The sequence below is a fragment of the Sodalis sp. RH20 genome, assembly GCF_047324205.1.
In the GTDB taxonomy this organism is placed as follows: Bacteria; Pseudomonadota; Gammaproteobacteria; order Enterobacterales; family Enterobacteriaceae; genus Acerihabitans.
In genome coordinates this window covers 113,908-127,950 of sequence record NZ_CP178733.1, presented here as the reverse complement: position 1 = coordinate 127,950, position 14,043 = coordinate 113,908, and the positions used below count along the sequence as shown (strand labels likewise).

The following is a 14,043-nucleotide window of genomic DNA, read 5'->3' as shown; positions in this document are numbered from 1 at the left end:
TCTGTCACGGGTTGCGCTGATTTAGCCGCTTGCCGAGCCAGGCAAACAGGCCGCGGCACACCACGATGACGATGATAATGCCGCCCCAGGTGGCGGTGATCATAAACGGATCCAGCCGCAGCAGGTTCAGGCCGCTGGAGATAAGCTGCAGGATAATCACCGCCAGCACCACGCCGGATACCCGGCCGAAACCGCCGAACGGACTGACTTTGCCCAGGAACGCCGCCAGCACCGCCACCAGCAGGTACGAATCCGCATAGCTGGCCTTGACCGAGTTCAGCTGGCCTATCATCACCAGCGCGGTCAGGGCGGCGAAACACGACGACAGCACATACTGGATCACCGTCACCTTGACGGTATTGACGTTGGAAAAGCGCGCGGCCACCGGATTGGAACCCATCATGTACAGGTTAAAACCAAACCGGGTCTTATTGAGGATCACCGAGGCGACGATGGCGGCGGCGGCAAACAGATACAGCGAGTTGGGCACGCCGAAACTCTGGCCATTGCCGATATTCACCAGCGCCGGCGGAAATCCGGTAATGGTATACCCCTTGGTAAAGACCACATTCAGGCCGGAAATCAAGGTCATGGTGCCCAGGGTCACCAGGATGTCCGGAATTTTCAGCAGGGCTATCAGCAAACCATTGACTACGCCCACCAGAATGCAGGCCAGCAGCCCCAGGAAAATGGCCAGCGCCACCATCTCGCCCGAGGCCAGCTTCATGCCGTTAACCGACACGGATTGCAAAAACAGGGCGATGACGATGCCGTTCAGGTTGGTGGTGGCGATAATCGACAGGTTAATGCCGCCGGACAACATGGAAATCATCATGCCCAGCGACAGAAATCCGACGATGGGCAGCTGATACGCCATGGAGCTGAAGTTCTGCAGGCTGAGGAATTTGTCGCCGTTCAAGGCATACATCACCATAAAGACCGCCGCCAGCACCACATACAGCGAGGCGTTTTCTTTCAGCGCCGGCGGCAGGCCCGCCGCCGCGCCCGGTAGTGTATTACTGTTGCCGACCGCTTTCATGATGGCTCCTTAAGTTCAACCAAAACCCGCACCCGCGAACGCCGTTGCTTGATGACCTGCAGCGCGTTAGCCGCTACGCTTACCAGGATCACCAGGCCGGTGAATACGTTGTAATAATAGGGAGAGACTTTCAGCAGGGTCAGGCTATTGCTGAGAATGGCGAACAACAGTACCCCGAGCAGCGTGCCCGGCACGGTGCCGCGCCCGCCGGTGACCGATGCCCCGCCCAATACCACGGCGGCGATGACCTGCAGTTCCGACCCGACGATGGAATTGGGGATCACCGTTTGCACAATCGACACCTGGACGATACTGGCAAAACCGGAAATGGCCCCCACCAGGGTATAGATAAACAAGGTGGTTTTTTTCAGGTTGAATCCCACCCGTTCGGCGGAGAGCGCATTGCCGCCCACCGCGTACAGGCTGCGCCCAAGGATGGTATGGCGCAGGAAAAAATGCAGGACAATCGCCAGCAAGAACCACAGGCAGGTGACAAAGCTGATGCCGTAAAGCGAGCCGTTGGCGGCATGCAGCGGGAAAATCTTTAATTCCGCCAGCCCAAGGAACGACGGCGGAATATCGTAAATCAGGTCGCCCTGGGTCACGACATACAATAAGCCGTAGAACAGGCTGTTGGTGGCGATGGTGACGATAATGGCGGTAATCTTGAAATAATAAATTATGACGCCGTTTAATAAGCCCATGGCCGCGCCGATTATCATGCTGCACAAAATCGCCAGGTAAATATTGTCCAGATTGGCCTGCAAAAACCAATACACCACGGCGTACTGCGCCACCTGGGCGATGGCGGTAAACGACACGTCGAAACCGCCGGAGAGCAGCACCAGCAGCACCCCGAGGGCGAAGATCCCCAGCACCGTATAGGATTTAAGCAGGCTGGCGATATTGTCCAATGACAGGAAGGCCGGATTGATCAGGGCGATGGCGATGGAAAATACGATAATCAGTATTAACAGCACTGCTTCACGCGCTTTAAAAAGTTTAACAAAAGCCATAATAAGACCACCTCTTGATATCAGGCACTTTCCATCTCCTGCTGCAACGCCTCGTTGTCGACGGCATCGGTCGCGTATTCCTTACCGAAACGCCCCCGGGTCATCATGATGATGCGATCGCAATTCGCCAGCAGCTCCGGCAGTTCGTCGGAAATAAACACGATGCCCATACCCGCCGCCGCTTTTTCTTTCACCGTCTGGTAGATATAACTTTTAGCGCCGACGTCGATGCCCACCGTCGGGCTGTCGAGGATAAAGATGCGCGGATTGGTCGCCAGCCATTTGGCCAGCACCACTTTTTGCTGATTGCCGCCCGACAGCATGCGGATCTCTTTATCCATGCCGCCGTATTTCACCTGCATGCCCTGGAGCAATCCCCTTACCGCGGCGCGCATTTTGCGGCTGTTAATCAGTTTCAGCGGATTAAGGTAATCCTTCAGCGAGCAGATGGCGGTATTGGCGGCAATGCTTTGCTCCATGATAAGCCCCTGCGCGAGCCGGTCCTCCGGCACATAGGCAATGCCGTTGGCCACGGCGGCGCTGATGCCGCCGATGCGCACCGGACGGTTATCAATCAGTATTTGCCCCTCCTGGGCCGGCTCCACGCCGAACAACGCCAGCGCCAGCTCGGTGCGTCCCGCGCCCAGCAGGCCGGCGATACCCAGCACCTCGCCCTGATGTAAATCGAAACTGATATCCTGGAAACTGTTTTTCTTGCTGAGCCCGCGCACGCTCAGCAGCACGTTCTGCGTGGCATGGGAGACGCGCGGCGGATAGGTCAGTTCATACCCCAGCATCAGCTCTTCAATCCGCGCGGTGGTCAGCGCGTGGGCGGCGACGGTATCGATCAGCCGCCCGTCGCGCATGACGGTAATGCGATCGCAGATTTCCAGCAGTTCGTTCAGCTTATGGCTGATAAAAATAAACGAGATGCCCCGGGAACGCAGGCGGTTGAGAAGGGTAAACAGATGTTTGATTTCGGTGCGCGTCAGGGCGGTGGTCGGCTCATCAAGGATAATCAGCCGCGAGTCGTTGATCAGCGCCCGGGCGATGGCCACCAATTGCTGTTTGGCAATGGGCAAATCCTCCACCAGGGCATCCAGGTCCAGGCTGACGCCCAACTGCCCGATAATGGCCTTCACCTGCTCCTGATAGGCGCTGGAAAACACCCAGGGTTTCTGGTCGTTGATCATCTGGCTGATGTAGATATTTTCCATTACCGTCAGGTTGGGAAATAACGACAGATCCTGGTAGATAATGCCGATACCCTGTTTTACCGCCTCGATGGCGGAATATTTTTCGATGCGCCGGCCGTTGATGCGCAGCAAACCGCGATCGTAGGCCAGGACCCCGGCGACAATCTTCATCAGGGTCGACTTACCGCAGCCGTTCTCCCCCACTAAACCGTGAATTTCCCCGACGTTAATGTCAAAACTGACATCATTGAGGGCGGTGACCCCGTCAAATGTCTTGGTAACATGTTCAACGGCAAGAAATTCCATGTCGTATTCCTCAGGCGTAACGGCGTGGTTCCCGGTCAGGGGCGCCACGCCTGGAGTGGCTATGATTAGAAATCGTACTGGCTGTAGTTTTCCTTGGTGACCGTCAGCGGCTTATCAAAAATGATATTTTTGCCGTCGACAACCGGCTTGCCGATGCCGGGGATTTCCAGGCCGTTCTTGATTTGATCGCGTTTGCCGTCAAGGATCATCTTGGCGATATAGGTCATGGAATAGGCGGCATCGCCCGGGCTCCAGAGCACGGAGGTGGTAATGGAACCGTCCTTGAGGAACGAGGCGCTTTCCTTGGGCGAAGTGGTGCCCATCACGGTCAGCTTGCCTACCAGCCCCTTTTCGCGCAGCGCCTGGGCGGCACCCGGCGCGCCCTGGCTGCCGAAGGAGATGACGCCTTTTAAATCCGGATAGGTCGACAGCAGTTCCAGCGTTTTCTGGCGCGAGGCGTTACGGTCCTCGCTGACCGGGAAACGGTCGGCAATAAGCTTCAGGTTCGGGTATTTTTCCTTGGCCTCCTTGATGGCGGCATCCGCCCAGATATTATGGGCCGGTACGGTAAGCGAGCCGACAAAAATGGCATATTCCCCGCCGTCTTTAGCGTGCTGGGCAAATTGATCCATCATATATTTGCCGAATTTTTCATTTTCAATCATTTCCACATCGTAATCGGCATTGGGCTGATTCACCGATTCATGGGTAATCACCACGATGCCCTTTTCATGGGCGCGGGCAAATACCGGCTCGCAGGAGCTGGCGTTGTTCGGCACCACCAGCAGCGCATTAACGCCCTGGCTTATCGAATCCTCGATAATACGCACCTGCTGCGCCTCATCCGGCGACGCGGGCGCCTGCTGATAGACCTTGACATCAAAATCCTTACCGGCTTTTTTCAGCCCTTTTTCATAATCGTTAAACCAGGCGGAGCGTAATTTCGGGATGCCCACCATGGTTAATTCCTTGTCGGCGGCGCCGCTGATGCTGGGCAACAGGCTGACGGACGCGCCCAACAGCATGCAGAGCGCCATTGCATTGATCTTTTTCATGGTTTTTCCTTATCGCTGACTAAGCTTTATCAGGCGGGATAACGGCTTTCGGGTTGCGGGATAGCGCCGGCATTGCCTAATTCGATCACCGCGCCCTGAAACCGTTCTTCGGTATCAAGATAATAAAAAACATCGTCACCTATATTGCCGCTTTGCACCACCTGGTAGCCGCGCGCCGCATAACGCGCAATCGCCTGGTCGCAATCCTGGAAATACAGCTTCATGTGGTGCAGGCCGTAGCCGTGCTTTTCAATATATTCGTCATAGATGCTATAACCGCTGACCGGCTGCATTAATTCCATTTGAATTCCATTAACCCAGCACACGGCTATTTTATAAATATGCTCCGCCGGTTTGCCGCGATAGAGTGAATGGCGAATATTGTGCGGACCATAGGTATACACATCCCAGGGGCCGATATCGCATACTTGATAATAATGCGCCATGGCGTCATCCAGGTTTTCCACCAGATGCGCTATTTGAATAATGTCACCGTCTTTCATCGTGGAACCTTTTTAAATAAGGGTACGGGTCTCAGGCAAATTTTTGCGGCAAGCCTTCCAGATTGGTATGGCGTGTTTTCATCTCGTCGAGGGAAATACCGGTTTTTTCAATCAACAGCATGGTAATGATATCGACAAACAGAAACAGCGATTGCTCCAGTAGCGAGGACATCGGCTGGATTGACGGCACTTCCTGGTCGCCGCCGAAAATCTGCCCCGGCACGCGCACGGTCAGATCGGCATAGCCGCCGTGTTCGTTTTCCGGATGGGCGGTAAGCAGCGCCACCCGGGCGCCGGCCTCCTTGGCCAGTTTTATCACGTTCAGCTCGACATTGGTGACCGCGCAATGGCCGATCAGCAAGTCGCCCGCGCCAAGACAGGGCGTGGTGGTGTCGTAAACCACATAGCTGTCGAACCCCATATGTTTCAGGCGCATGGCGAACGCGCGCACCGAGAGTTGCATTCGCCCCATGGCATAGAGTTGAATGGTCTTTGCTTTACAAATTTCATCCATCAATTGGCTTATTTCAGCTTCATCCACGGCCAGCAGGGTGGCTTTGTTTTCCGCTATCACCTGTTCTACCAGGCCTTTGTAGGTATACATCGGCAATTCCTCACTTTTATCATCGTCGGCGGGAGGCGCAATATAATTTACATGTTAGCTGATATGTAAAATTAATTAGCCAACATATGCATACAACATACGATAAATTTTTGTCATATCTATCGATATTGATCACATTTTTTACGCCGAAATGTTAAATATTATGATGAAATGTGCAGTTAAGTGATAAGGATCACATTACTATTGCGCGATATTCCGTTACCTGCCTGTTGACATCCTGTCCCCCAGCAGGAGCGCTATGACGCCGGCAGCAAACCGCGACCTGGCGCGGCGCGCTTCGCATCCGCGGCGGCTACGGCATTCGCGGCGACATAAAGATTGAACAAAAATGCCGCCCGGCCGGGGCGGCGAAAAAAACCGGAAAAAAATCTCGATTTAGCGCGCTGCTCGTGGGTTTATTTATCGCTGAAACAGGATAATCGGCCGCTAAACATAGGCGCTATCGCCGTATTTATCAGCCGAATAACCCGCTTGATTTTACAACTTTTATCATTTATGGTGTTTTGCAACATTACGCGACGCATGTTGTACAGTAGCTGTAATAATCCAGCGGTCCTCACTCATTTCTTTTGGATAATTAATTTCAGCATGGGCAAAAGAATCATCATGGCGAAAAGAGGTAAACTGGATAGCGTTTTTTTGAATATCGAACAGCGCATTCGCGACAATATTTACCAGGAAGGCCAGCGTCTGCCGTCGGAATCGGTATTATGCGATGAATTCTCGGTATCGCGCCCCACCGTCTCCAAGGCGCTGTCCAAACTGCGGGAACTGGGGCTTATCAGCAGCACCCAGGGGTCCGGCCATTATGTCTGCGCGCGGCAGCAGCCGGCGGCGGCGGCGCAGGGAGAACTGACCCTCGGCATCCTCTCGCCGCGCATGGAAGCCAATGAAAGCGGCTTCCTGTTCGAGCAGATCTTTAAGTCCATTGCATCGCTCTCCCAGCAGTTCAATTTCTCCCTGGTCTGGAACGGCATCGTCACCATGGGCATCGACGCCAGTAAGCAGAAAATAATCCAGACCATTGAAAACATCATCGATCGCTACATTAAAAATAATGTTCACGGGATATTTTTTATACCGATAGAGTTCCATCCCTTCGCCGATGAAATTAACCAGATGATCCTGCAAAAACTTTCTTTGTTCAATATCAGAGTCATCCTGGTTGACAGCGATTTCAAAGCCTATCCCAATAAGTGCGCCTACGATCTGGTGGGCATTGATAATATTGCCGCCGGTTTTGAAGTCACCCGCCATTTATTAAAAAACGCGACCCGTCGCGTTGATTTTTTATGTGAAAACTATTCGGCGCATACCGTTTCAATGCGCATCATGGGCTATAAGCTGGCGCTGCTGGACGCCGGCATCCAAGCGCAGGAAGGCTGGGTGCACAAGGGTCTGGCGGGGGATAAGGACTTTATTAACGGCGTTCTCGACGGCGGCGCCACGAATATTGTCTGCGCCAATGATTTTACCGCCATGAAATTATTATCCACCTGCGGCCAGATAGGTCGCCAGGTTAATGTCGTCGGCTTTGACGATAATGAATACTCCGCCCTGCTCGGTATTCCGCTGACCACCTATAAACAGCCCTTTGGCGATATTGCCAGGAACGCCATATTCCTAATGCTTAACCGGCTGCAGTTTCCCCAGGACGCGCCGCGCCATCTGCAGCTGCGCGGCGAGATGATCATCCGCTCGTCCTGCGGCACGCGCCGCGACCCCGCTTGAGATACATTTCTTCATAGTTCCACGGGCCGTGCGCCGGGCATGGCCGCCATCCCACGCTAGACTTGAGGTAGAGCCATTCCGTAGAACCTACTCCGAAGGAGCAATGACATGGAAAATACGACCTCGCAGGTTTCCGCCCCCGACGCCGCCGAACTGGCGCTGATCGACCGCTACTGGCGGGCGGCGAATTACCTGTCGGTGGGCCAGATCTACCTGATGGATAACCCCCTGCTGCGCCGGCCGCTGTTGCCGGACCATATCAAGCCGCGCCTGCTCGGCCACTGGGGCACCACTCCCGGCCTTAATTTCATCTATGCACACCTGAACCGGGTTATCCGCGCCCGCGACCTGGATATGATTTATATCTGCGGGCCGGGGCACGGCGGCCCCGGCATGGTGGCCAATACCTGGCTGGAAGGCACCTACAGCGAGATTTATCCGGATATTTCCGACGATGCCGAAGGCATGCGCAAACTGTTTCGCCAGTTTTCCTTTCCCGGCGGCATTCCGAGCCATGCGGCGGCGGAAACGCCGGGTTCCATTAACGAAGGCGGCGAGCTGGGCTATGCCCTGGTCCATGCCTACGGCGCCGTGTTCGATAATCCCGATCTGATCGCCGCCTGCGTTATCGGCGACGGCGAGGCCGAAACCGGGCCGATGGCCGCCAGCTGGCATTCCAATAAATTTATCAACCCCGCCCGCGACGGCGCGGTGCTGCCTATCCTGCATCTTAATGGCTATAAAATCGCCAATCCTACCCTGCTCGGGCGCAGCAGCGATGACGATTTGCGTCAGCTGTTCCAGGGCTACGGCTACCGGCCGATTTTCGTCGCAGGCCATGAGCCGGCCAAAATGCATCCGCTGATGGCCGCCGCGTTCGACCAGGCGTTCGATGAGATCCGCGCCATCCAAAACGACGCGCTCACCGGCAACGCCGCGCCGCAATCGCTCCCCCGCTGGCCGATGATTATCCTGCGCAGCCCCAAGGGCTGGACCGGGCCGAGAGAGGTGGACGGCAAAAAGGTCGAGGGCTTCTGGCGCGCCCATCAGGTGCCGGTGGCGGGCTGTCGCGAGGACGAGGGCCACCGGCAGATCCTGGAACACTGGCTGCGCAGCTATAACCCGGACGATTTGTTCGACGGCAACGGCCGTTTGCTGCCGGAACTGCGCAAACTGGCGCCGGAGGGCGGCAGGCGCATGGGCGCCAATCCCAATGCCAACGGCGGTCTGCTGCGTAAGGCGCTGAAGGCGCCGGCAATCCAGGATTATGCGGTGGCCAGCAAGAAACGGGGGGATATCCAGGCCGAAGCCACCAAAATATTCGGCGAGTACCTGCGCGATATCTTCCGGCTCAATGCGGATAATGCCAACTTTCGCCTGTTCGGCCCCGACGAAACCGCCTCCAATCGTTTAAGCAGCGTGTTCGAGGCCACTAACCGGGTCTGGATGGAGGAAACCAAAGCTTACGACGAGCAGCTGTCCCAGGACGGTCGGGTGATGGAGGTGCTGAGCGAGCATCTGTGCCAGGGCTGGCTGGAAGGCTACCTGCTCACCGGCCGCCACGGGCTGTTTTCCTGTTATGAAGCCTTTATCCATATTGTCGATTCCATGTTCAATCAGCATGCCAAATGGCTCAAGGTGTCGCGCGCCCTGCCCTGGCGCAAGCCCGTTTCCTCGCTCAATTACCTGCTGTCCTCGCACGTCTGGCGCCAGGATCATAACGGCTATAGCCATCAGGATCCGGGTTTTGTCGATCTGGTCGCCAATAAAAAGGCTGATATCGTGCGCATCTATTTCCCGCCGGACGCCAATACGCTGCTGTGGGTCGGCGATCATTGCCTGAAAACCTACGATCGCATTAATGTGATCGTGGCCGGCAAGCAGCCCGCGCCGCAGTGGCTGTCTATGGACGAGGCGGTGACACACTGCGAGGCCGGTCTGGGCATCTGGGACTGGGCCGGCAACGAGGACGGCACCACCGCCCCCGATGTGGTGATGGCCTGCGCCGGCGACGTGCCCACCATGGAAACGCTGGCCGCCGTCGAGCTGTTGCGCCGGCACGTGCCGGAGCTGCGCATCCGGGTCGTCAACGTGGTGGATCTGCTGGCGCTGGAGTCCGAGACACAGCATCCGCACGGCCACAGCGATGAATTTTTCGATAGGCTTTTTACCCCCGACCGGCCGGTGATTTTTGCCTATCACGGTTATCCGTTCCTGATCCACCGCCTCACCTATAAGCGGAAAAATCACGCCAATATCCACGTGCACGGCTTTATGGAGGAAGGCACCACCACCACGCCGTTCGATATGACCGTGCTGAATAAACTTGATCGTTTCCATCTGGCCATGGCGGCGATCAAACGCATTCCCGGACTGAAGGATTCCGCCAAGGCCGCCGCCGCCATCGATTTTTTCAAGGCCAGGCTGGATGAACATTATCATTATGTGCGCGAGCACGGCGACGATCTGCCCGACGTCAAGGAGTGGAAGTGGCAAAAAATCAGCTAAGGCGCACGTCCAGATGACGCTGGGTGCGCAGACCCGGCTAAAGGACGCTATCCCGCGCTATCTTTCAGCGAGCAATCACCCTGCATCAAGGTGATAGGGGTTTTCCCGCGGGATACCTATCCGGTGACATGGATGTTAACCACCCGTGGATGTAAAAAGCCTGAAGGGGCACAGAGAGGATACGGAAGATAAGAGTATGGGCGATGGGAAAATGATACTGATGAACCCTGATCGCTGATTTGTTGGCTTGGCGTCTAAAAATACCCGCCCAGGCGCCTGAAGAAAGGGCGATTTGCTCTTTTAATCCTTTTTTTTGTGCGTCATTTATTGATTCCCATAATTTAATTGTTCTCCGGTATCATAGGCACAAAAAAATTTAAATAAATCAACAGCCGCTCAGAACAGAAACTTTCCGGTGAAGATGCGGCTATCACCTTAATAGCACGACGATAATAGCCACGCTGCGCACCCGGCAAATTCAGCGCCCCCAAAACCCGTTTTGGAGGCGCAATGACTACCTTAACCCTGTCATCACTTAATCCGCCCTATTACGACACGACGGTCATTAAGAGAGTATCAGCAGTTTTTACCAAAGTGCTTTTCATCTCATCGGTGCGGGTAACGCGTTGTTTTCCCCGATGCTAACTAAGAGCTGCGGCCGCCGCCATGGCTGTGTTGACCGCCTTTCTTGCCTGCTTCCGAGGCTTTTTCAGGATCGTTCTTAAAGTTGCCGCCACTCTGCTGACCGCCTTTTTTACCCGCGTCGGACGCTTTCTGTTTATCTTCGGCGAAGTTGCCGGAACCGCCACGATGTTCAGCCATGTTAACCTCCAATTGCAGATGATATCATCAAGCCGTTAGATATTACCCATCTTATTAATACCATTCATTTAACGGGCTTGAACTGTTTATTGATGACTATTTATTACACGTGACTCATCATCAATGGAATTAATGTTAGGCAAGGTTCTCTAAAAGAGCAAATACGGCATTTAGGTGAAAATGACCCTCACAATGAATTTCAACATACTGAAAAAGATGTATTTTTTGCATTTATGTTTTATGGGATTATTTATTAACATAATAGAAATGGTGATTTTTATTAATTAAATCAACAACAAATTACCACTCAAAAATTTATAAAAATATTTATACACACCTGATAAAAATAATAAACGAGGCGGTATAACATATTGATTTTTTGGTCGGTATATCCGTTCTACGCCGTAATAAGCGTTATTACCGGAAATATAACAAGGTACGCAAAGGAACATTCCCGCCGCTAAGGGACAATCCCATGCGCAATTAACCGCAGCCGCCGTCCCGCCCGCCATGGTATGCGCGGCCGACCCGCGCGGCTCAGGCCGACGGTCCCTGCCCCACCGAATGGCGGATGCGCAGCTCGGTGGAGAATTCACTTGGGCAGGGCGCGTCCGGGAGGGCACCGATGCGCTGCAACAGCAGGGTGGCGGCGGCGCGGCCCATGGCATTTCCCGGCTGGCGTACCGTGGTAAGTGCGGGACTGAGCAGCCGCGCCGCGGGGATATCATCAAAGCCGGTGACGCTGATGTGTTCCGGCACGGCGATACCCCGCTCACGGCAACGGCGTATAAAGCCTATGGCTATCAGATCGTTGGCGCACAGCACCGCCGTAGGGCGCTCCGTCGCCGGCAGATTGATAATCGTATCCGCCGCCCGGCTGCCGGACGCCTCGGTATAGTCGCCGCTTAATACCGGCACCGAGTCCGGCATAATATCGGCGGCGGCAAATGCCTCGCGAAATCCGGCCAGGCGCTGTTCGCTGGTCCACAATCCGCGCGGCCCGCCGAGGACGGCCAGCCGCCGATGCCCGCGCCCCAGGACATATTGCGCCATGGCGCGCGCGCCCAGCAGGTTTTGCGCACTGATAAAAGGCGCGTCGATCCCCGGCAGGCATTCATCGACAAATACCACCGCGCCTTGCTGCGCCAGCCTCATCAGCGAGGGGCTGGGCAGACCGGTGCCGGACAGGTAGATCACCCCGTTCAGGCGCTGGGTACGCAACACCTGTGCGTAATACTCCTCGCGCTGCGTATCAGCCCAGGTCATGCACAGCACCAGCAGGCAATCAAGGTGGTCAAGCACGCCCTGGATGCCTTCGGCCACGTCGGCGAAAAACGCATTGCCCAGATCCGGCACGATAAAACCAATGGAGGAAATACGCTGGTGTTTCAGGCTGCGCGCGGCGTTGTTGGGTTCAAAATTCAGCTCGGCAATGCAGCGCAGCACGTGCGCGCGCGTATCCGCGGCCACCGGCCGCGCGCTGTTGTTAAGCACCGCGCTGACGGTACCGATGGAAACATTGGCTAAACGCGCCACGTCGCGAATCGTAGGCCTTACCGGCCTGCCAGGCTTTACGCTATCATCGGTCATCAGGCGCCCTGTGCGGGATTAAACTAACGGCGCCAGTAGCGCCGCGACCAGCGCCTGGCGGTCGACGAGGAGCGCCACGGCGTAACCAGATATTCCAGCAGGATAACCAGCAGAAAGCTCAAGACCCCCAGCAAGGCCAGAAAACCGATGGCGGAAAACGTGCCGGCGGTATTAAGCCTTGAGTTAGCCTGCAGCAGATAAGCGCCCAGGCCGCCGCTGGTGGACGCGGTCCACTCGCCGATAACCGCCCCGGTGACGCTGAAGGTGGCGGACAGCTTCAGGGCGGAAAACAGCGGCGTATAGGTGGCCGGCAGCTTAACGTAGCGGAAGATGCTCAGGCGGGAACCGCCCATGGATCGTACCAGATTAAGCATATCCTTATCCACGGAGTTCAGCCCGTCGAGCACGTTGACCACCACCGGAAAAAATACCACCAGCGCCACAATCACCAGTTTCGGCGCCAGGCCGAAGCCCAGCCAGATCGTCAGCGCGGCGGAAATCGCGATAACCGGCACCGCCTGGCTGGCGATCAAAATTGGATACAGCACGCTTTTCACGCCGGGGATCGCATCCATCAGCACGGCAAAGACGAATCCGGCGCCGGCGCCCAGGACAAACCCCAGCAAAAAGGTGGTGAAGGTGGCCTGGAACCCGATCCAGAGCACCGACCAGTCCGATAAGGCGTGCTGCCAGGTGAGCTGCGGCGAGGGCAGGACATACGCGGGAATCTGATAATAACGCACCGCCGTGTCCCAGACCGCCAGCACCAGCAGCAGTGCCACGAGCGGGCCGCCCAGCGGCAATAACAGCTTACGGATGTTGATCATGGATAAGCGCTTCCTGTGCCGGTTGTTCAGTGTAAATCAGATCCAGGATGTGTCGTTTCAACTGGGTGAATGCGGGGCTGGTAAGGCAGGACAGCGGACGCGGACGCGGGATATCCACGCTGAAAACCTGCTGGACACGGCCGGGACGGGGCGTCATCACCACGACCCGGTCCGCCATAAAAATCGCCTCGTCGATATCATGGGTAACAAACACCACGGTGCGGTGCTGCTCCGCCCAGACCGTCAGCAGCCATTGCTGCATCGCCAGGCGGGTCTGGGAATCCAGCGCGCCGAACGGCTCGTCGAGCAGCATCACGTCATGCCGCATCGCCAGGGTGCGCATCAGCGCCACCCGCTGGCGCATGCCGCCGGACAACGCCGCCGGATAGTGATTGATGAATTCGCCCAGGCCATAGCGCTCCGCCAGGGCCACCCCCGCCGCGCGCTGGTCCCGCGTCGCGCCTCCTTTAAGGATGGCGCCCAAGACGATATTGTCGATAACCGTCATCCAGGGCAGCAGCAGGTCTTTTTGCAGCATATAGCCGACATGGCCGCTGCGGCCGGTAACATCGTCGCCGTCTATCAGGATCTTACCGCTGTCAGGTGTCAGTACGCCGGACACCAGATTGAACAACGTGCTTTTACCGCAGCCGGACGGGCCGACCACGCAGACAAACTCGCCCGCGCGTACGTCCAGATCGGTGGGCGCCAGGGCGGTCATCGCGCCGAAGCGCCGCGTAACCTGTTGAATCGATAACTTGGGAACTGTCATGACGTTGCCTCTGGGCTATCCCTTCGCGGATAGCGCACTATAGAATCTGTTCG

General features: G+C 56.0%; 12 protein-coding genes. 2 read left to right on the top strand and 10 right to left on the bottom strand.

What is annotated here, in order from left to right; translation table 11 throughout:
- Window positions 1-4: 4 nt before the first annotated feature.
- The 6 genes from ACL2XM_RS00580 to ACL2XM_RS00555 all read right to left on the bottom strand — a co-directional run bounded on the left by ACL2XM_RS00580 (window position 5) and on the right by ACL2XM_RS00555 (window position 5,719).
- On the bottom strand, window positions 5-1,039 hold the full coding sequence (locus ACL2XM_RS00580) for an ABC transporter permease (RefSeq protein ID WP_413732089.1): 1,035 nt from the start codon (window positions 1,037-1,039) through the stop codon (window positions 5-7).
- Window positions 1,036-2,055 (bottom strand): ABC transporter permease, encoded by a 1,020-nt coding sequence (locus ACL2XM_RS00575; protein ID WP_410013849.1) that lies wholly within the window; start codon window positions 2,053-2,055, stop codon window positions 1,036-1,038. Before ACL2XM_RS00575 ends, ACL2XM_RS00580 begins: the two co-directional genes overlap by 4 nt.
- 20 nt (window positions 2,056-2,075) lie before the next feature.
- Window positions 2,076-3,557: a sugar ABC transporter ATP-binding protein gene (locus ACL2XM_RS00570; RefSeq protein ID WP_410013848.1), complete on the bottom strand. Its 1,482-nt coding sequence runs from the start codon at window positions 3,555-3,557 to the stop codon at window positions 2,076-2,078.
- A 65-nt stretch (window positions 3,558-3,622) separates the two neighbouring features.
- Window positions 3,623-4,612 (bottom strand): autoinducer 2 ABC transporter substrate-binding protein, encoded by a 990-nt coding sequence (locus tag ACL2XM_RS00565; RefSeq protein WP_410013847.1) that lies wholly within the window; start codon window positions 4,610-4,612, stop codon window positions 3,623-3,625.
- Window positions 4,613-4,641: 29 nt separating this feature from the next.
- Window positions 4,642-5,115, bottom strand: coding sequence for a VOC family protein (locus tag ACL2XM_RS00560; protein WP_410013846.1), 474 nt, complete (start codon window positions 5,113-5,115; stop codon window positions 4,642-4,644).
- Between the two features lie 31 nt (window positions 5,116-5,146).
- On the bottom strand, window positions 5,147-5,719 hold the full coding sequence (locus tag ACL2XM_RS00555) for a sugar isomerase (protein ID WP_410013845.1): 573 nt from the start codon (window positions 5,717-5,719) through the stop codon (window positions 5,147-5,149).
- A 627-nt stretch (window positions 5,720-6,346) separates the two neighbouring features.
- Here ACL2XM_RS00555 and ACL2XM_RS00550 point away from each other — a divergent pair.
- Together ACL2XM_RS00550 and ACL2XM_RS00545 are read left to right on the top strand one after the other, a co-directional pair.
- A complete protein-coding gene (locus tag ACL2XM_RS00550) occupies window positions 6,347-7,471 on the top strand; it encodes a GntR family transcriptional regulator (protein WP_410013844.1) in 1,125 nt (374 codons plus the stop codon).
- 108 nt (window positions 7,472-7,579) lie between these two features.
- A complete protein-coding gene (locus ACL2XM_RS00545) occupies window positions 7,580-9,979 on the top strand; it encodes a phosphoketolase (protein ID WP_413721268.1) in 2,400 nt (799 codons plus the stop codon).
- 645 nt (window positions 9,980-10,624) lie between these two features.
- Here ACL2XM_RS00545 and ACL2XM_RS00540 read toward each other — a convergent pair.
- The 4 genes from ACL2XM_RS00540 to ACL2XM_RS00525 all read right to left on the bottom strand — a co-directional run bounded on the left by ACL2XM_RS00540 (window position 10,625) and on the right by ACL2XM_RS00525 (window position 13,990).
- Complete coding sequence (locus ACL2XM_RS00540) at window positions 10,625-10,801, bottom strand: general stress protein (protein WP_410013842.1); 177 nt, start codon at window positions 10,799-10,801, stop codon at window positions 10,625-10,627.
- A gap of 537 nt (window positions 10,802-11,338) precedes the next feature.
- Entirely contained in the window at window positions 11,339-12,391 is a 1,053-nt protein-coding gene (locus ACL2XM_RS00535) for a LacI family DNA-binding transcriptional regulator (protein WP_413721269.1), read from the bottom strand.
- Window positions 12,392-12,414: 23 nt separating this feature from the next.
- Window positions 12,415-13,218: an ABC transporter permease gene (locus ACL2XM_RS00530; protein ID WP_410013840.1), complete on the bottom strand. Its 804-nt coding sequence runs from the start codon at window positions 13,216-13,218 to the stop codon at window positions 12,415-12,417.
- Window positions 13,202-13,990, bottom strand: coding sequence for an ABC transporter ATP-binding protein (locus ACL2XM_RS00525; protein WP_413732088.1), 789 nt, complete (start codon window positions 13,988-13,990; stop codon window positions 13,202-13,204). The genes ACL2XM_RS00530 and ACL2XM_RS00525 overlap by 17 nt, the downstream gene beginning before the upstream one ends.
- Between the last annotated feature and the right edge of the window lie 53 nt (window positions 13,991-14,043).

Coding starts and splice junctions, on each gene's coding strand:
- ACL2XM_RS00580 (WP_413732089.1), bottom strand. CDS start 1,039: ATGAAAGCGGTCGGCAACAGTAATACACTACCGGGCGCGGCGGCGGGC.
- ACL2XM_RS00575 (WP_410013849.1), bottom strand. CDS start 2,055: ATGGCTTTTGTTAAACTTTTTAAAGCGCGTGAAGCAGTGCTGTTAATA.
- ACL2XM_RS00570 (WP_410013848.1), bottom strand. CDS start 3,557: ATGGAATTTCTTGCCGTTGAACATGTTACCAAGACATTTGACGGGGTC.
- ACL2XM_RS00565 (WP_410013847.1), bottom strand. CDS start 4,612: ATGAAAAAGATCAATGCAATGGCGCTCTGCATGCTGTTGGGCGCGTCC.
- ACL2XM_RS00560 (WP_410013846.1), bottom strand. CDS start 5,115: ATGAAAGACGGTGACATTATTCAAATAGCGCATCTGGTGGAAAACCTG.
- ACL2XM_RS00555 (WP_410013845.1), bottom strand. CDS start 5,719: ATGTATACCTACAAAGGCCTGGTAGAACAGGTGATAGCGGAAAACAAA.
- ACL2XM_RS00550 (WP_410013844.1), top strand. CDS start 6,347: ATGGCGAAAAGAGGTAAACTGGATAGCGTTTTTTTGAATATCGAACAG.
- ACL2XM_RS00545 (WP_413721268.1), top strand. CDS start 7,580: ATGGAAAATACGACCTCGCAGGTTTCCGCCCCCGACGCCGCCGAACTG.
- ACL2XM_RS00540 (WP_410013842.1), bottom strand. CDS start 10,801: ATGGCTGAACATCGTGGCGGTTCCGGCAACTTCGCCGAAGATAAACAG.
- ACL2XM_RS00535 (WP_413721269.1), bottom strand. CDS start 12,391: ATGACCGATGATAGCGTAAAGCCTGGCAGGCCGGTAAGGCCTACGATT.
- ACL2XM_RS00530 (WP_410013840.1), bottom strand. CDS start 13,218: ATGATCAACATCCGTAAGCTGTTATTGCCGCTGGGCGGCCCGCTCGTG.
- ACL2XM_RS00525 (WP_413732088.1), bottom strand. CDS start 13,990: ATGACAGTTCCCAAGTTATCGATTCAACAGGTTACGCGGCGCTTCGGC.